Origin of the sequence: Bordetella genomosp. 11, assembly GCF_002261215.1 — a bacterium.
GTDB lineage: Bacteria > Pseudomonadota > Gammaproteobacteria > Burkholderiales > Burkholderiaceae_B > Bordetella_C.
The window spans coordinates 2,122,032-2,140,089 of the sequence record NZ_NEVS01000004.1; the positions used below are offsets into that span (position 1 = coordinate 2,122,032).

The following is an 18,058-nucleotide window of genomic DNA, read 5'->3' on the forward strand; positions in this document are numbered from 1 at the left end:
CCATGCCTGGTCCGCTTCCCGACCGGCTCTTGCCGGGACTGCCCTATCCTTTGGGGGCGTCCAGCGATGGGCTGGGTGTCAACTTCGCGGTCTTCTCCGCCAACGCGAGCCGGATCGACCTGTGCATCTTCGATGCACGCGGCCGCAAGGAGATCCGCCGCATGCCGCTGCCCGAGTGCACCGACGAGATCTGGCACGGCTACCTGCCGGACGCCGCCCCCGGGCTGGTGTACGGCTACCGTGCCTACGGCCCCTACGATCCCCGCCACGGCCATCGCTTCAATCCGCACAAGCTGCTGCTGGACCCCTACGCGCGGCAGCTGGTCGGCCCGCTGCGCTGGACCGACGCCCTGTTCGGGTATCGCGTCGGCCACGCGCGCGGCGACCTGATGCCGGATCGCCGCGACAGCGCCCCCGCCATGCCCAAAGGGGTCGTGACCGACGAAACCTTCAACTGGAGCGAAAGCAGGCGGCCGCATACGCCGTGGGAAAACACGGTTATCTACGAGGCCCACGTGCGCGGTGTCTCGATGCGCCGCGACGATATCTGGCCGCACATGCGCGGCACCGTCAGCGCGCTGTCGAATCCGCGCTTCATCGACCATTTGTGCAAGATCGGCGCGACAGCCATCGAGCTGCTGCCGGTCCATGCCTTCCTGCAGGATAAGTTCCTGGTGGAAAAAGGGCTAAGCAACTATTGGGGCTATAGCACGCTGTCGTACTTCGCGCCCGAGCCGGCCTACCTTCCGCAGGGCGACCCGAACGAGCTGCGCATGGCGATCCGCCGCCTGCAGGCCGCGGGTATCGAAGTCATCCTGGACGTGGTCTACAACCATACCTGCGAAGGCAACGAACTGGGGCCCACCTTTTCCTGGCGCGGCCTGGACAATGCCAGCTACTACCGGCTGATCCCCGGCGACGAGCGCTACTACATCAACGATACCGGCTGCGGCAATACGGTGAACCTGTCGCATCCGCGCGTGCTGCAGATGGTGCTGGATTCGCTGCGCCACTGGGCCACGTCATATCGCGTGGACGGCTTCCGTTTCGATCTTGGGGTGACGCTGGGCCGGGAAGGCACCGGTTTCGATCCCGGATCGGGCTTCTTCGATGCCATCCTGCAGGACCCGGTGCTCTCGCGCCTGAAACTGATTTCCGAACCCTGGGACATCGGGCCGGATGGCTACCAGCTGGGCCAGCATCCACCCGGCTTCGCCGAATGGAACGACAAGTTCCGCGATACGGTGCGGCGCTTCTGGCGCGGCGATCCCGGCCAGCGCGGCAGCCTGGCCGAGCGCATGGCCGGTTCCAGCGACGTCTTCGACCGGCGCCACCGGCGGCCGTGGGCCTCGATCAACTTCGTCGCGGCGCACGATGGCTTCACGGTACGCGACGTGGTCAGCTACAACGAAAAGCACAACGAGGCCAACCTGGAAGGCGGCCGCGACGGCCATAACGAGAATTGCAGCCGCAACTGGGGTGCCGAAGGGCCGACCGACGACCCGCAGATCCAGCACGTGCGACGCCGCATCCAGCGCGCCCTGCTGGCCACGGTACTGCTCTCCTACGGCACGCCCATGCTGCTGTCGGGCGACGAGTTCGGCAACAGCCAGGACGGCAACAACAATGCCTATTGCCAGGATAACGCCCTGTCCTGGCTGGACTGGGAGCAGGCCGGGAGCCAGGACGGGCGCGACCTGACCGCCTTCGTGGCCCGCATTGCCGCCTGCCGGCGCGAGCACGCCAGCCTGCGCAGCACGCGCTACATGCACGCGCATCAGGAGACCGCGCCGGGCATGGCCGGTGTCACCTGGTTCGACGTGAACGGCCATCCCATGACGGAAGAAGCCTGGCACGATCCCGAGGGCCGGGCCCTGGGCTTGCGGAGGGCGATCGGCACGCGCGACGGGCTGGACGTCACGCTGACATTGATCAATGGCAGCGGCAGCGACGTGTCCTTCGCGCTGCCGAACGATATGACGTGGCGCATGCTGGCCGATTCGACGCGGCCGGAGGTGCCGGAACACAACATTCATGGCCATCACGTGACGATGCACGCGCACGGGATTGCGCTATTGAGCGGGTATCCGCGCAGGGAGCATGCATGACTAGCATCGACACATCCGCAGAGACGGACAAACCCCGGGACGGCGGCGCCCGTGCCGCGTCCCTGCCCGCTTTCGGCGCCTGGCATTTGCCCAGCGGACTGACCCGGTTCCGCATCTGGGCGCCCAACGCCAAAGACGGCGTCCGCCTGGAGATCGCCGGGCGCGACCCGCTGCCGATGTCCGACGTCGGCGACGGCTTCTACGAGATCCAGACCCCCTGCCCGCCCGGCACGCGCTACCGCTACCGCGTGGCCCCGGACCTCAGCGTGCCCGACCCCGCCTCGCGCCTGCAGGCCGGCGATGTCCACGACGACAGCGTCGTCATCGCCCCCGATTCCTACCCCTGGTGCAACACCGGCTGGCGCGGGCGCCCCTGGCACGAAACGGTCATCTATGAAGTCCACGCCGGGCTGGCCGGCGGCTACGCCGGTATCGAACAGCGCCTGCCCGAGCTCGCCGAGCTGGGCATCACGGCGATCGAGCTGATGCCCATCGCGGACTTTCCCGGGCCGCGCAACTGGGGCTACGACGGGGTACTGCCTTATGCGCCGGACTGCGCCTACGGCACCCCCGACGAACTGAAGCGCATGATCGATACGGCGCACGGGCTGGGATTGATGGTGTTCCTGGACGTGGTCTACAACCACTTCGGGCCGGATGGCAATTACCTGTCGGCCTATGCCGCCGATTTCTTCCGCACCGATCTGCATACGCCCTGGGGCGTGGCCATCGACTTCCGCCGCCGCGCGGTGCGGCAGTTCTTCGCCGAAAACGCGCTGTACTGGCTTGACGAATACCGTTTCGACGGCCTGCGCCTGGACGCGGTGCACGCCATCCGCGATACGGGCTGGCTGGAGGAAATGGCCGGCTTCGTGCGCGCGCATCTGCCCGCCGACCGGCTGGTTCACCTGGTGCTGGAGAACGACGACAACCAGGTCCATCCGCTGGAACACGGCTATCAGGCACAGTGGAACGACGACGGCCACCACGTGCTGCATCAGTTGCTGACGGGCGAAAGCGAAGGCTATTACGCCGACTACGCCATGCATCCCGCGCAGCGGCTGACCCGTGCCTTGACCGACGGCTTCATCTACCAGGGCGAAGCCTCGCAGCATCGTGGCGGCGCGCCGCGCGGCGAACCGAGCGCCCATTTGCCGCCTACCTCCTTCGTGCTGTTCCTGCAGAACCACGACCAGGCCGGCAACCGCGCCATGGGAGAACGACTGATCTCGCTGTTGCGCGGCGACACCCGGCCTTTGCGCGCGGCTGTCGCGCTCTTGCTGCTCGCGCCGCAGATTCCCTTGATCTACATGGGGGAAGAACGCGGTTCCACGACGCCCTTCCTGTACTTCACCAGCCACACCGATCCGCAGCTGGCGCAGGCGGTGCGCGACGGCAGGCGCAAGGAGTTCGAGCAATTCCGCGCCTTCGCCCATGCCGACACACGCGACCGCATTCCGGACCCCAACGACCCGGAGACCTATAACCGGTCCAACCCTTACCTCGCGCCGGCGGACCCGGAATGGATGGACTACTACCAGAACCTGCTGCAACTGCGGCAACGCGTGATCGTGCCGCGGCTGGAAGACGCCCACTCCCTCGGCGCCCACGTCCTGGGCCTGCGCGCGGTCGTGGCGCAATGGCTGCTGGGCGACGGCGCCGTGCTGTCGTTGTACGTGAACCTGGGCTCGGTGGACCTGCGCCCCGACTGGCTGCAGGAGGACCGCGGAGAGGAAGTTCTGCTCTTCGAAAGCGAGACAGGCGCCGGCCGCGCGCTGTACGATGGCCTGCTGCAGCACGGCGCAACGGTGGCTTTGTTGAAGGAGCTGGCATGAGCGGGCTCGCGATTCCGCAGGACGAACATCAGGCGCTGGCGATGCTGGCCGAACGGGCGGGCATCGCCGTCCACTGGACCGACGCCCGCGGCCGGCCGCAGCGGGTGGGCGACGACGCCATGCGCGCCCTGCTCCAGGCGCTGGAGCTGCCTGCGGGCAGCGCCGAACAGATACGCGACAGCTTCGGCCGGCTGGCCCATGAACGCGAAGGACACGAGGACTTCGTCATCATCGACGCCGGCGCGCCCATTGTGCTGCGCGGCGTGCGCGACATGCGCTTCGAACTGGCCGACGAAACGGGCCAGGTACGCGAGCTGACCGCCCATGGCGTGGAGGACGACACCGCTCACCTGCCTCCTCTCGATACCCCCGGCTATTACCGCCTGCGCGGCGATGGCCGCGAATGGACGTTGGCGGTCGCGCCGCATCGCTGTCCCGGCGTCGGCGATGCCATGGAAACCGCGACGCCCCGCGCCTGGGGCGTGGCGGTGCAGCTATACAGCCTGCGCCGGGCGCACGACGCCAGGCCGGCCCGCGCGTCCGGACTGGGCGATTTCACCGCCCTGGCGCAATTGGCCGGCGCGGCCGCGGCCCGCGGCGCGCAGGCACTCGCGATCAGTCCGGTGCATGCCATGTTCGCCGCCGATCCCGGCCGCTACAGCCCCTATGCCCCATCCAGCCGGCTGTTCCTGAACAGCCTTTACGCCGATCCCTGCCACCTGCTGGGAGAGCCGGCCGTCGGCGCCGCGCTGGACGCCCTGAGCCTTGGCGACGAGATCCTGCGCCTGGACGACCTGCCCCTGATCGATTGGCCCGCCGTGGCGCGCCTGCGCATGAAACTGCTGCGGCGCCTCTACGAGGAATTCCGCGCCGACGGCAGCCCTGCCCTGCATGCCGATTTCGATACCTTCCGCAGGGCGGGCGGCGAGCCGCTGGAAAGCCACGCGCGCTTCGAGGCGCTGCATGCGCGGCACCTTCCGCCGCTGGGCGATGCGACGGACTGGCGCCACTGGCCCGCCGACCTGCGCGATCCCACGGGGGCCGGTGTCAGGGCATGGGCGCATGCGCACGACAAGGAAGTCGCGTATCACATCTTCCTGCAATGGCTGGCGGCGCGCGGGCTCGCCCACGCGCAACATGCCGCCCGCGATGCCGGCATGGCCATCGGCCTGATCAGCGACCTGGCGGTGGGTACCGACCCCGGCGGCAGCCATGCATGGAGCCGGCAGGCCGACATCCTGTCCGACCTGTCGCCCGGCGCGCCGCCGGACGTCTACAACCCGCTGGGGCAAAGCTGGGGCCTGACCGCGTTTTCGCCGCGGTCCTTGCGCCTGAACCACTATGCGGCCTTCCGCGAAATGCTGCGCGCTTCGCTGGCGCATACGGGCGGCGTGCGCATCGACCATGTACTGGGCCTGGCGCGCATGTGGCTGGTGCCGCGCGACGCATCGCCGAAGGACGGCGCCTATCTGCGCTACCCGCTCGAAGACATGCTGCGCCTGGTCGCGCTGGAGGCGTGGCGCCACCGCGCCATCGTCGTCGGCGAAAACCTCGGTACCGTGCCGGAGGGATTCAACGACCGCATCGAGCGCGCCGGCATGATGGGCATGAGCGTGCTCTGGTTCCAGCGCGAAGGCTGGAGCGATCCCACGCCTTTTATGCCGCCGCCGTCCTGGCCCGCGTCCTCCGTCGCCCTGACCACCACGCACGATCTGCCCACCGTGGCCGGGTGGTGGACCGGTACCGACATCGGCTGGCGCGCCCGCCTGGGCCTGCTGGGCGACGACGAGCACGAGAACGGCATGCACGAGCAGCGCGCGCGCGATCGCGGCGCCCTCTGGCACGCGCTGCGCCAGGCCGGATGCGTCGCGCACGACGCCCCTCACGAGCCGCCGCCGGAAGCCCCCATCGAAGACGTCCTGCGGTTCGTCTCGCAGACGCCCTCGCCCCTGATGCTGGTGCCCGCCGAGGATTTGCTCGGGCTGAACGAACAGCCGAACCTGCCGGGCACGACGGACCAGCACCCGAACTGGCGCCGCCGGTTGGGCGCCGATGCCGCCAGGCTCTTCGACAGCGAAGCCACCCGCCGGCGCGCCGACGCGGTCGCCCACACACGGAGTACCCCATGAGCCCCCCGCGCGCCACCGTCCGCCTGCAGTTGCACAAGGATTTCACGCTGTCCGATGCCCGCGACCGGGTGCCCTACTTCGCCCGACTGGGGGTAAGCCACCTGTACCTGTCGCCCATCACGCGCGCCCGCGCCGGGTCCCAGCACGGCTACGACGTGGTCGATCATGCACAGGTCAATCCCGAACTGGGCGGCGAAGCGGCGCTGCGCGAGCTGGCCGCCACCGCGCGCACGGCCGGGCTCGGCCTGATCGTCGATATCGTGCCCAACCACATGGCGACCAGTACCGACAATCCGTGGTGGCACAGTATTCTCGAACATGGCCGCGCCAGTCCGCATGCGGAATGGTTCGATATCGCATGGGACGGTGTCGACAAGGAACTGCAGGGCAAAGTACTGGCGCCGTTCCTGGGCAAGCCCTACGGCGAGGCGCTGGCCGCGGGCGATATCACGCTGCGTCACGATGCCGCCGCCGGCCGTTTCGAGCTGGATGTCCACGGTACCCCCTATCCCTTGAACGCCGACAGCCTGCGGACGCACGGACCCCGCGATGCCGGCGGCCTGGCCGACTTCGATCCCGCCACGGAAGCGGGTCGCGAACGCCTGCATGCCTTGCTCGAATGCCAGCATTACCGGTTGGCGTGGTGGCGCGCCGCGCCCGAAGAAATCAACTGGCGGCGCTTCTTCGAGATCAGCGATCTGATCGGTGTACGCGTGGATAGGCCCGACGTATTCGATGCCGTGCATGCGATGACGCTGCGCTTCTACGAGGAAGGGCTGATCGACGGCGTGCGCGTGGATCACGTGGATGGGCTAAGCGACCCCATCGGCTACTGCGGCCGCCTGCGGGCGGCGCTGGCCGAACGCGTGGCGCGACGGCCGGAGTCCCTGCGTGCGCACGAGCCCTATCTGGTCATCGAAAAAATCCTGGCCGACGACGAAACGCTGGACGATCGCTGGCAGGTCGACGGCACGACCGGCTATGACTTCATGAGCCAGGCAGGCGCGGTGCTGCACGACCCCGCCGGAGAACAGACGCTGACCGACCTGTGGGACCGCCTGTCCGGCGATCCGCGGCCGTTTTCCGCCGTGGCGAACGAGGCGCGCGACCTGATGCTGTTGCGCCACTTCCCGGCGGAACGGCTGGCCGCCGCGCGCGCGCTGCATCGTGTGGCGCGCCTGGACCTGCGTACGCGCGACTGGGGCGAATCCGCCATTCTGCGCGTCCTGTGGGATCTGTTGTCGGTGTTCCCGGTGTACCGCATCTACGCGGACGAGCGCGGCTGGCATCACATGGACCGCGTGCGGTTCGAGCACGCCGCCACGCAGGCGCATGCCCGCATACGGCTGGACCGCGACGGCGACGATGGCCCGCTGCTGCAATTGATGTCGGGCTGGCTGGGCGGCGAACCCCCGGAAAACTTCCCGCCGGAGGAATGCCTCGCGCGGCGCGAGGCCATACGCCGCTTCCAGCAGCTTACGCCTCCGTTGACGGCGAAGTCGCTGGAGGACACGGCGTTCTACCGCTACGGACGGCTGCTGTCGCGCAACGAAGTCGGCGCCGATCCCGCGCTGTTCAGCATGGCGCCCGACGTCTTCCACCGCCGCTGCGCGGCGCGCGGACGGCATTTCCCGGACGCCATGGTGGCCACCGCCACCCACGACCATAAGCGCGGCGAGGACACGCGTGCCCGCCTGGCCGCATTGAGCGAGGTATCGGCGCTGTGGTCCGATACCGTCATGGACTGGATGAACCGGCATGTGCCGGCCACGTACAGCGGCGCCGGCACCGTATCGCCGCATCCGGCGGACGTGTACATGCTGCTGCAGACCCTGGTGGGCGCCTGGCCCCTGACGCTGCGCCCGGACGATGCGGCCGGCCTGCGCGCCTTCGGCGACCGGGTGTCGGCCTGGCAGCAGAAATCCCTGCGCGAAGCCAAGCTGCGCACCAGCTGGGTGGTGCCGGACGCGACCTATGAAACCGCCTGCGAAGACGTACTGCGCAAGCTGCTGGAACCCGCCCAGGAGCCGGATGCCCCGGCCCTGGAACTGGCGGCCTTCGCGGCGCGCATTGCACCGGCGGGTATCGTCAACAGCCTGTCGCAGACACTCTTGCGCATGACCGTCCCGGGCGTGCCCGACCTGTATCAAGGCACGGAGTTCTGGGATTTCAGCCTGGTCGATCCCGACAACCGCACCCCCGTCGACTACGACGCACGCATGGCGGCGCTGGATGCATCCGATGCCGCCGACCCCGACGCGCTGCTGGCCAACTGGCGCGATGGCCGCATCAAACAGGCGATCGTGCGCGGCGCCCTGCGCGCACGGCACGATCACGCCGACATCTTCGCGCGGGGCGGCTACGTTCCCCTGCCCATCCTGGGGCCGCGCGGCGCCCATGTCCTGGCTTTCGTGCGGTGCGTGGAGGACAGGTGCGTCTTCGTCCTGGCGCCGCGGCTGTGCGGCCAGGCCCTGCGCACGGAAGCGGGCGACGATCCCTCGGCTGCGCCCACCGCCCTGCCGCGAATCGACAGCGATTTCTGGGATACGACGGCGGTCGTCCTACCGCACCGCTATGCCGGTGTGATGCTGCGCGATGCGCTCAGCGGCCGCGAGCGCCGCGTGGGCGCCGACAGCATCCTGCCGCTGGGCGAAGCCCTGGCGGATTTTCCGGTAGCGCTGCTGATACCTGACTGATCCGCCGCCCGGCGGCCACGCGACCGGATTTCGCCGCCGCCCGGCGGCATGCCGCATGCAGCCCGGACAGGGCCGCATGCGGACCGGCGCGCCCTTGCGCGCCTGGCGGTCCCGTGCCGTGCTCATGTGGGACCTCCCATGCCCAGCCGCTTTCACGCCATCGCGCGCGTAGCAATCGCCCTGGTGAAAAACAGTTTTCCATCTTCCTGAAATAGATAGGATCCTATTAGTTAGCTTAAAATCTTTTTCATGAAAAAGCCCTCCGACACCCGACTAGCGGTCCTGACCGCCCACATGCTGGTGATACATCGCGCCTATCGCGCCGCGGCGGACAAGGCCCTGGCTGACTACGGCCTGTCGCAGGCCACTGCCTGGCCCGTTATCTGGGTCGGACGCCTGGGCGACGGCGTGCGCCAGGGCGTCCTGGCCGAAGCCATGGGCGTGGAAGGACCTTCGCTGGTCCGCGTGGTGGACCAGCTGGAAACCGCCGGCCTGATCGAACGCCGCGAGGACGCGCTGGACCGCCGCGCCAAGACGCTGCATCTGACACCCGCCGGGCATGCGCTGCGCGAACGTGTGGAACAAATGCTGGTGCACCTGCGGCGGCAGGTGTTTCGCGGGGTGGATGCAGCCGATGCCGAGGCCTGCATCCGCGTCTTCGAACAGGTCAAGGCATCGCTGGCCCACATCGAACCGATTCCGGTAACGGGCGCCCGGCAGGAGCGCAAGCAATGAAACTGCCGACGGCGGAAGAATCGCTGTTCTCCATCAAGGCCTATATCGGCGCGATGGCGGCGCTTTACCTGTCCATGCGGCTCGACCTGCCCCGTCCTTTCTGGGCAGTTACCACCGCGTATATCGTTTCGCAGCCTTGGGCGGGAGCCGTGCGCTCCAAGGCCCTGTTCCGGCTGGTCGGCACGTTCTTCGGCTGCGCGGCAGTCGTGTACCTGGTGCCCAGGCTGGCCGACTATCCGGTGCTCATGGTACTGGCCCTGTCGCTGTGGGTAGGCGTGTGCCTGTATCTCGCCGTGCTCGACCGCACGCCGCGCTCCTACCTGTTCATGCTGGCCGGCTATACGGCGGCCATGATCGGACTGCCCAGCGTGACCGCGCCCGAGACCGTCTTCGATACCGGGCTGGCCAGGGTGGAGGAAATCGCCGCCGGCATCCTGTGCGCCATGCTCGCCCACAGCCTGATCCTGCCGCGCGGCATCGGCGGCGCGGTGGTCGGCAAGCTCGACCAGGCCTTGCGCGACGCCCGCATATGGATACAGGACGCGCTGCGGGGCGACACGGTGTCCCAAAGCGCGCGCGATCGCCGGGCGCTTGCCAACGATATTACCCAGCTGCGCCTGCTCGCCACGCATGTGCCTTACGACACCGGCAACATACGCTGGACCGCGCGTTCCGTGATGGCCATGCAGGATCGCATGGCGGCCCTGACGCCCACCATATCCTCGCTGGAAGACCGCCTGCGCGCGCTGCGGGCCTCGGGGCGTCCGCTGCCGGCGGACTTGCCCGCGCTGCTGGACGATATATCGGCCTGGGTGCAGGCGGGTCCGCGCGGCGACCAGGCCGCGGCCGCCGCGCTGCGCGAGCGCGCGGCCAACGTGGCGCCGGAAATCCACGCGGACAGCGACTGGCACGATCTGTTGCTGGTCAGCCTGGCGGCACGCCTGCGCGAGCTGATCGGCCACTGCGAACGCGGCTTCGCCCTGCGCCGCGATATCCAGGACGGTCTCGCGGGCGCGCCGGTGCGCATCCGGCGCCAGGCCGCGACGTCCAATCGCGCCCTGCATCACGACCATGGCATCGCCTTGCTGTCGTCCGTCTCGGCGGCGGTGGCGATCGGCGCGGTGTGTGCGTTCTGGATCGGCACGGCGTGGACCAACGGCGCCACGGCGGCGCTGATGGCGGCCGTCTTCAGCTGCTTTTTCGCGTCGCAGGACGACCCCGTCCCGGGCATCAGGCAGTTCCTGCTCTACACGGTGGTGTCGATCCCGATCTCCGCCGTCTACCTGCTGTGCGTCCTGCCCGCCGTGCACTCCTTCGAGATGGTGGCGCTGACGATGTTTCCGGTATGTTTCGTGTGCGGTGTTTACCTCGCGCGGCCGGCCAGCACGGGCAAGGCCATGGCGGTGTTTTTCGGCATTTCCGGCACGCTTGCCCTGCACGACACCAACACCGCCGACGTGGTGTCCTTCCTGGACACGATGATCGCGCAGATCGTAGGCGTGGGCAGCGCGGCGCTGGTGGCCGCGCTGCTGCGCAGGATCAGCACCGAATACAGTGCGCGGCGCATCCAGGCGGCGAACTGGCGCGAACTGGCCCATATGGCGACGGCGGATCGCCCGCCCACCGGCAACAGCCATACGGTCCGCATGCTGGATCGCATCGGCCTGCTCTACACCCGCCTGGCGGCGGGCGGCCCGAACGACTCCTCCGTGGCGGAGGACACCTTGCTCGACCTGCGGGTCGGCAACGAGATCGCCGAACTGCAGCGCGCCCGCCGCGACCTGCCCATCGCCGACGCCACGATCCGGCCGGTGCTGTCGTGCCTGGGCGATTGGTTCCGCGGCCGCATCCATGGGCGCGAGGCGATCCCCGATGCATTCCTCCCGCGCCTGGACCAGGCCCTGTCGCGCGTGAATGCCACGCCGGCCGGCTCGGCCCGCGAACGCGCCATCGTTGCGCTGGTCGGCCTGCGGCGCGGACTGATCCCTCAGGCGTCCGACTACGTACCGGCGCTTGCGGCAACGGCCGCCGCGCCCCGCTTGCAGCCGGGAGCCTCGTCATGATCGGCGAAGTCAGTCTCTACGGCATCTACATGCCCTGGCTGCTGATCCTGGCCATCCTGACACTCGGCCTGTCGTGGTTCGTGCGCCGCCTGCTGGCGCTGACCGGCGTCTATCGCCTGGTATGGCATCCCGCCCTGTTCGATCTGGCCTTGTACGTCCTGTTGCTGTACGGCGTGGTCTGGATTTCACCGTACGTTTCTTCGAGAATTTCATGAAGCTTCCTGCCTTGCCCGGCCCCCTCGCCTGGATCCGGTTCGCGTTCACGGCCTTGCTGGTGGTCGCCGCCATCGTTGCCGGCCGGCATCTATGGGCGCACTACGAGCTGGAGCCCTGGACGCGCGACGGCCGGGTCAAAGCCTATGTCGTCCAGGTGGCCCCCGATGTGTCGGGCCTGGTCACCGCCGTCCCGGTGCGGGACAACCAGGACGTCAAGGCCGGCGATGTCCTGTTCGAAATCGACCGCGCCCGTTTCCAGCTGGCCTATGACCAGGCCAAGGCGGCCGTCGCCGCGCAGACGGTGGCGCTGCAGCAGGCCACGCGCGACGCGCGGCGCAACCGGGAACTGGGACAGCTCGTATCCGCCGAAGCGCGCGAACAAAGCCAGACCCGCGTGGAACAGGCGCAAGCCGAGCTCGCGCAGGCCAAGGTGTCCCTGGAGGTCGCCAGCCTGAATCTGCAGCGCAGCCGCATCGTGGCGGCCACGGACGGCCGTGTCACCAACCTGGATCTGCGGGTCGGCGCCTACGCCGCGGCCGGCCGTCCCGTCATGGCGTTGGTGGACGGCGGCAGCTTCTATGTGGAAGGCTACTTCGAAGAAACGAAACTGCCGCGCATCCACGAAGGCGACCGCGTCACCGTTGCGCTGATGGGCGAGCCGCATGTACTGCGCGGCCATGTGGAAAGCATCGCGCTGGGCATCGCCGACCGTGACCGCACCAGCGCGGCCAACATGCTGCCGAATGTCAATCCCAACTTCAACTGGGTACGGCTGGCGCAGCGCATTCCCGTGCGGGTGCACATCGACGAGGTGCCCGATGGGGTACGGCTGGTGGCCGGACAGACCGCCACGGTGTCGGTGGCCGACGCCGATGCGCCGGCCAGGACCGCGCGGATATCGGACTGAGGTTGGCATCATGATGTTCATACGCCATGCACTCGCCGCGGCGGCCACGGCCACGCTGGCAGCCTGCGCCACGGTCGGTCCCGATTACCGCATACCGGATTCCGCGGTCGTCAACCGGCCCGCTTCCTCCGCGCCCTTTATGGGCGCCCAAGGCAACGCGGCATTCCTGGCCCGGGCGGTGCCCGGAGACTGGTGGCAGCTTTACGATGACCCGGCCTTGAACGCGCAAGTCGCCAAGGCGCTGGATGCCAACACGGATCTGCGCGTGGCGGCGGCCAACCTGGAACACGCCGACGCGATCCTGCGCGAAGCGCAGGCGCAAACCCGGCCCGGCGCCACCGTCAGCGCATCGCCCACCTACGGCCACGTGTCCGGCATCCAGGAACTGGCGCCGGACTACCGCCCGCCGAACGCCTGGTCCTACAGCGGCAGCGCCGGCATCTCGTATCAGGTCGACCTGGTCGGGCAGATACGGCGCGCGATCGAGGCCGCGGGCGACGACCGCGAGGCGGCACAGGCCGCCTACGACGCCACGCGCGCCGCCGTCGCCGCGCAGACCACCCGTGCCTACACGACGGCCTGCGCCGCGGGAATGCAGCTGGAGTCGGCCCGGCATTCCGTCGACGTACAGGATCAATCGCTGCAGGCCACCGAACGGCTGCAACGCCTGGGGCGCGGCACGACGCTGGACGTCACGCGCGCCCGCAGCCAGCTGGAGCAACTGCGCGCCAACCTGCCGCCCCTGGAGGCACAACGGCGCACCGCGCTGTTCCAGCTGGCCACGTTGACGGGCGATACGCCTGCCCGGTTTCCGCCGGAACTGACGAACTGCGCCACCGTTCCCGCGCTGCGCCAGCCCATCCCGGTCGGCGACGGGGCCGCGCTGCTGCGCCGCCGCGCGGATATCCGTCAGGCCGAACGCAGCCTGGCCGCCGCCAACGCCCGCATCGGCGTGGCCACGGGCGATCTCTACCCGAAGATCACGCTGGGGCTGTCCGCTGGATCCGCGGGACCGGCCAAATTCTTCGGCGATGCCAGCACCTTCAGCTGGAGCATGGGACCGCTGATTTCCTGGACCATCCCCAACACCGGCGCGGTACAGGCCCGCATCGCCGAAGCTCAGGCCAATACCCGGGCGGCCTACGCGCGCTTCGACGCCACCGTGCTGAACGCGCTGCGCGAAACCGAAAGCGCGCTGGAGATCTACGCGCGGCAGCTGGATCGCGATGCTTCCCTGCGCGCTGCGCGCGACCAAAGCGCCGAGGCGGCGCGACAGGCGCGCACGCTGTACCAGTACGGCAAGACGGACTACCTGACGGTCCTCGATGCCGAACGCACGTTGGCCAGCAACGAAAGCGCCCTGGCCGCATCGCGGGCCGACCTGGCCAACGACCAGATCACGCTATTCCTGGCGCTGGGCGGCGGCTGGCAGACGCCGGACGCCGACGGCCGGACGGCGGCGCGCTGATCCGCCCGGCTGGCCGCGCATCGAAGCCGCGCATTCAAACTGCCTAGTGCAGCATCGTCCCGGGCGGCGCGGACTGGTTCAGGCCCAGCGCGGCCTCCCAGCTGCGCAGCGGGACGCAGGTCTGCAAGCGCACGACGGCGCGCTCGATCAAGGCAGGATGCAGCTCATGGCCCACGCGCGTGGCGATGTCTATCGTGGAATCGCCATGCAAGGCATCCAGGCGCGCCTGCGCCTGGCGCGCATGGTCGACCGGGATGACGCTATCGTCGGCCCCATGCAGCAAATGGATGGTGGTGTATTGCGGCGGGCTGTTGGGCATGGACGCATAGCGGCCGGAAAAGGCCAGCACGCGCCCCGCCAATCCGTCGTGCGCGGCGGTGGCTTCCAGCGCCATGATGGCGCCCTGCGAAAACCCGGCCAATGCCGTGTCGCTTTGCAGAAGATGAAAGCGCAGCTGCGCGGCGCGCACATACGCCACCAGGGCAGGCAGGGCGCCGGCCACCCGCGCGGAAAGGTTGTCCTCGCCGATGCCGCGCGCCGAAAACCATTGGCGGCCGTCGCCCGCCCCGTCGAAAGGTTCAAAGCCCGCGGGCACCACGATGGCCGATTGCGGAAAGGCGTGCCGCACCCCCGCGGCGAGGTCCCGCATATCGGCGGGCGTACCGCCCACGCCGTGCAGCAGGATGAACAATTGGCGCACCTCGCCATCCACGGGCACGTATTCGATGTCGCTGGAAAAACTCATAGGCTGCTCCGGTTCGGCAGCGGCGGCCGGGCCGCCCATGAGTGACATTCTAGGCCTGTTCTGCCGTCAGGCAGCAAAGCCCTCCAGCACGATCTTGCCGCGCGCCTTGCCGCTTTCCTGCAACGCATGGGCACGCCGCAGGTTGGCCGCGTCGATACGGCCGTAGCGTTCGCCCAGGGTCGATTGCAGCACGCCCTGGTCCACCAAGCGCGCCACGCGCTCCAGGTACTCATGCTGGCGAATCATATCGGGCGTCTGGTAGTACGACCGGGTGAACATCAGCTCCCAATGCAGCGATATGCACTTCCACTTCAACGGCATGACGTCCAGCGTCGCCGGGTCGTCGATGACCGCCAGCCGTCCCTGCGGGGCCAGGGCCTCCACCAGCTGCGGATAGTGGGAATCGGTGTGCGTCAGGCTTGCGACATGCGAGACCGACGGCACGCCCACCCGCTTCAACTCATCGATAAGACCGCGATGGTGATCGATAACGTGGTGCGCGCCCAGGCGCCGCACCCAATCCTGGGTTTCGGGACGCGACGCGGTGGCGATAACGGTCATCCGCGTCAGTTTGCTGGCGATCTGCGTCAGGATGGATCCCACGCCGCCGGCGCCGCCCATGATCAGCAGGGTCTGGCCGTCCCCGCCGCCTTCCGGTACCCCCAGCCGATCGAATAGCAATTCCCAGGCGGTCAGCGAAGTCAGCGGCAGCGCGGCCGCGTTGGCGAAATCCAGCGTGGCGGGCTTGTGGCCGGCGATACGTTCGTCGACGAGGCCGTATTCGGCGTTGCATCCGGGCCGCAGGAAGGAACCCGCGTAGAAGACCTCGTCGCCTGGCTTGAACAGCGATACGTCTTCGCCGACCTCCGTCACCACGCCCGCCGCGTCCCAGCCCAGGACGCGCGGCCCGTCCGGCGCGACCCCGCGCCGGACCTTGGTGTCGACCGGATTCACGGCGATGGCATGGATGCGTACCAGCAGGTCGCGCGGCCCCGGCTTGGGCACCGCGATGTCGGTGTCGTAGAGCGCGCGGGGATCTTCCGGCTCCAGGCCGGCCTGGTCGTAGACGATGGCTTTCATGATTACCTCTGCATCGGGATGGATGGCGGCGATTATGTCGGGTGGGCGCGGAGGGAAAAAGCGCCGTGGCGCGACAAGAGCTGCACTGTATCCAGGATAATCCCCGATCGGCATCCGCGGCCCGCGTGCCGCGTGGGCGGGCCGGCGGCATAGCGTCCCGGCGCGGCGCGGTCAGCGCGCCGCTGTCGCCCGGTATCCCAGTTGCGCCGACAGGGCATCCGCGGCATGCCGCAAGGCGCCGACAATATGCTGCGCGTCCGACTGCTCCCAGCGAAAGGTCGGGATCAGGAAGCCCAGGCTGCCCACCACCTGGCCTTCGGCATCGAAGAACGGGGCCCCCACCCCTACCGTGTTCGGCGTGCGGTGCGAATTCGTGACTGCGTGCCCATCCTGCCGGATGCGAGCCAGCGCCGCCTTGATGTCCGCTTCATCCGGCGTCAGTCCCTGCACCGGCGACGGGCCGCTCGCCGCGATCGCGGCGTCGATTTCCGCCGGGCTGAGATAGGCCAGTATTACCCGCGCGGTGGCGCCCCAGACCAGCGGTTCCAGCACATTCAGCCCGATGTTGTAGCGCATGGGATCGTCAGGAGATCCGCTTGCCGCATGGAACATCTTCAGTTGCCGGCGCTCCAGCAGCGTCAGCAGCGAGGTCTCGTGGAAGCGCTCGGACAGGGCCTGCAGATAGGGCTCGGCCAGGCGCCGGTAAGGCATGTGGCCGCCCAGTTTGGCCGCCATGCGGTAGATCTCCAGGCCGGGACCGAACGTGCCGCCGGGTTCATGCCCGGCGTAGTCGTTGTCGCGCAGCGTGGCCAACAGGCGATGGACGGTGCTGCGCGGCAGGTTCAGCCGCTGCGCCAGCGCCTGCGCGGATTCGCCCGGATGGTCGACCAGGCATTGCAGCAACAGCAGGATGCGCTTGACCGTACTGGTTTCCTTGCCTTCGCCGGCAGGCTCCCCGCCGCGTTCCGCTTCCGGCGCATCCGCGGCCTTTGCCCGCGGCGGGCGCCCGGCGCTTTTCTTTTCCCCGTCCCGGCCGCCTTGTGCCGGCCGCACGGCGGAGCCCTCGTTCCTGGTCTGTTTCATCGCGTTCCAAGTCTGCCTGTATCGGTCCGGCCGGATTGTAAAAGCCGCGCTGGCGAAAACCCGACGTTGACAAGCGTGCCACGCCAGCCGCAGAATTATCATTAATCGGACTGATGTCTCATTCAGTGAGACATCTCCAGAATAACAGCGGGCGGCGGCCCACGCAACGCCCGGCATCGCCGGCCCTTCGGGCCGGCCAACTTTCCCGTAGAGAGACACGATGGAATTGAACTTCGAAGGACGCACCGCCCTGGTCACGGGTGCCAGCCAAGGCATAGGCCGCACCACCGCACGCCTGCTGGCGCTGTCCGGCGCGAACGTGGTGGCCGTGGCGCGCCGCGTCGAACTCGTGGAGAAAAGCGCCGCCGAAATCGCCGAGCAGGTGGCCAGCCAGGGCAAGGGCGGCAAGATCATCCCGCTGCAGGCCGACTTCTACGACGAAGACGCGCCCGAGCGCGTGGCCGCCGAAGCGCAGCGCCTGCTCGGCCGCGTCGACATTCTGATGAACGCGGCCGGCGCCAGCCGCCCGGTACCCTTCGAAGCCACGCGGGACCAATGGCACGAAGGCATGCTGCTGAACTTCTTCCGTATCCGCGAGCTTACCCACGCCGTCGTGCCGGGCATGAAGCAGCATGGCTGGGGCCGTATCGTCACCTTCACGGGCACGTCGGAACCCCGCATGCTGAACGCCGCCTTCACCGCCAAGGCCGCCGTGCATGTGTGGTCCAAGGGACTGTCCCGGGAAGTCGCACCCTTCGGCATCACGATGAACTGCCTGCAACCCGGCCGTATCCGCAGCGAGCAGATCGCCAAGCGCTACCCCACCGCCGAAAGCGAGCGCGAATACGCCCAGGCGGAAATTCCCGTCGGCCGCTTCGGCGAGCCGGAGGAAATCGCGGCCGTCGCCCTCTTCCTGGCCTCGCCGCTGGCCAGCTACGTCACCGGCACTGTGATCCCCGTGGATGGCGGTTCCAGCCGCTTCGCGTTCTGACC

General features: G+C 68.6%; 13 protein-coding genes. 10 read left to right on the forward strand and 3 right to left on the reverse strand.

Going from position 1 to position 18,058, the window contains the following annotated elements:
* The first annotated feature begins 2 nt into the window (after positions 1 to 2).
* The 9 genes from glgX to CAL28_RS17160 all read left to right on the forward strand — a co-directional run bounded on the left by glgX (position 3) and on the right by CAL28_RS17160 (position 14,157).
* A complete protein-coding gene (gene glgX, locus CAL28_RS17120) occupies positions 3 to 2,108 on the forward strand; it encodes a glycogen debranching protein GlgX (protein WP_094842493.1) in 2,106 nt (701 codons plus the stop codon).
* Positions 2,105 to 3,943 carry a malto-oligosyltrehalose trehalohydrolase gene (gene treZ / locus CAL28_RS17125; RefSeq protein ID WP_094842494.1) on the forward strand — a complete coding sequence of 613 codons (1,839 nt, stop codon included), beginning with the start codon at positions 2,105 to 2,107 and terminating at the stop codon, positions 3,941 to 3,943. Before glgX ends, treZ begins: the two co-directional genes overlap by 4 nt.
* Positions 3,940 to 6,072: a 4-alpha-glucanotransferase gene (malQ, locus tag CAL28_RS17130; protein WP_217906587.1), complete on the forward strand. Its 2,133-nt coding sequence runs from the start codon at positions 3,940 to 3,942 to the stop codon at positions 6,070 to 6,072. Before treZ ends, malQ begins: the two co-directional genes overlap by 4 nt.
* Complete coding sequence (treY, locus tag CAL28_RS17135) at positions 6,069 to 8,768, forward strand: malto-oligosyltrehalose synthase (protein WP_094842495.1); 2,700 nt, start codon at positions 6,069 to 6,071, stop codon at positions 8,766 to 8,768. Before malQ ends, treY begins: the two co-directional genes overlap by 4 nt.
* A 249-nt stretch (positions 8,769 to 9,017) precedes the next feature.
* Complete coding sequence (locus tag CAL28_RS17140; protein WP_094842496.1) at positions 9,018 to 9,503, forward strand: MarR family winged helix-turn-helix transcriptional regulator; 486 nt, start codon at positions 9,018 to 9,020, stop codon at positions 9,501 to 9,503.
* Positions 9,500 to 11,566 (forward strand): FUSC family protein, encoded by a 2,067-nt coding sequence (locus tag CAL28_RS17145; protein WP_094842497.1) that lies wholly within the window; start codon positions 9,500 to 9,502, stop codon positions 11,564 to 11,566. The genes CAL28_RS17140 and CAL28_RS17145 overlap by 4 nt, the downstream gene beginning before the upstream one ends.
* On the forward strand, positions 11,563 to 11,781 hold the full coding sequence (locus CAL28_RS17150) for a DUF1656 domain-containing protein (protein ID WP_094842498.1): 219 nt from the start codon (positions 11,563 to 11,565) through the stop codon (positions 11,779 to 11,781). The genes CAL28_RS17145 and CAL28_RS17150 overlap by 4 nt, the downstream gene beginning before the upstream one ends.
* Positions 11,778 to 12,689 carry an efflux RND transporter periplasmic adaptor subunit gene (locus CAL28_RS17155; protein WP_094842499.1) on the forward strand — a complete coding sequence of 304 codons (912 nt, stop codon included), beginning with the start codon at positions 11,778 to 11,780 and terminating at the stop codon, positions 12,687 to 12,689. Before CAL28_RS17150 ends, CAL28_RS17155 begins: the two co-directional genes overlap by 4 nt.
* A 13-nt stretch (positions 12,690 to 12,702) precedes the next feature.
* A complete protein-coding gene (locus CAL28_RS17160) occupies positions 12,703 to 14,157 on the forward strand; it encodes an efflux transporter outer membrane subunit (RefSeq protein WP_094844685.1) in 1,455 nt (484 codons plus the stop codon).
* A gap of 43 nt (positions 14,158 to 14,200) precedes the next feature.
* On the opposite strand, the gene ypfH is transcribed toward CAL28_RS17160, so the two are convergent.
* The 3 genes from ypfH to CAL28_RS29560 all read right to left on the reverse strand — a co-directional run bounded on the left by ypfH (position 14,201) and on the right by CAL28_RS29560 (position 17,065).
* On the reverse strand, positions 14,201 to 14,902 hold the full coding sequence (gene ypfH, locus CAL28_RS17165; protein ID WP_094842500.1) for an esterase: 702 nt from the start codon (positions 14,900 to 14,902) through the stop codon (positions 14,201 to 14,203).
* A 66-nt stretch (positions 14,903 to 14,968) separates the two neighbouring features.
* On the reverse strand, positions 14,969 to 15,982 hold the full coding sequence (locus CAL28_RS17170) for a zinc-binding alcohol dehydrogenase family protein (protein WP_094842501.1): 1,014 nt from the start codon (positions 15,980 to 15,982) through the stop codon (positions 14,969 to 14,971).
* Between the two features lie 171 nt (positions 15,983 to 16,153).
* Complete coding sequence (locus tag CAL28_RS29560) at positions 16,154 to 17,065, reverse strand: IclR family transcriptional regulator (RefSeq protein ID WP_176464026.1); 912 nt, start codon at positions 17,063 to 17,065, stop codon at positions 16,154 to 16,156.
* A 220-nt stretch (positions 17,066 to 17,285) separates the two neighbouring features.
* Between CAL28_RS29560 and CAL28_RS17185 the strand changes: the two genes are divergently transcribed.
* On the forward strand, positions 17,286 to 18,056 hold the full coding sequence (locus CAL28_RS17185) for an SDR family NAD(P)-dependent oxidoreductase (protein WP_094842502.1): 771 nt from the start codon (positions 17,286 to 17,288) through the stop codon (positions 18,054 to 18,056).
* Positions 18,057 to 18,058: the final 2 nt, after the last annotated feature.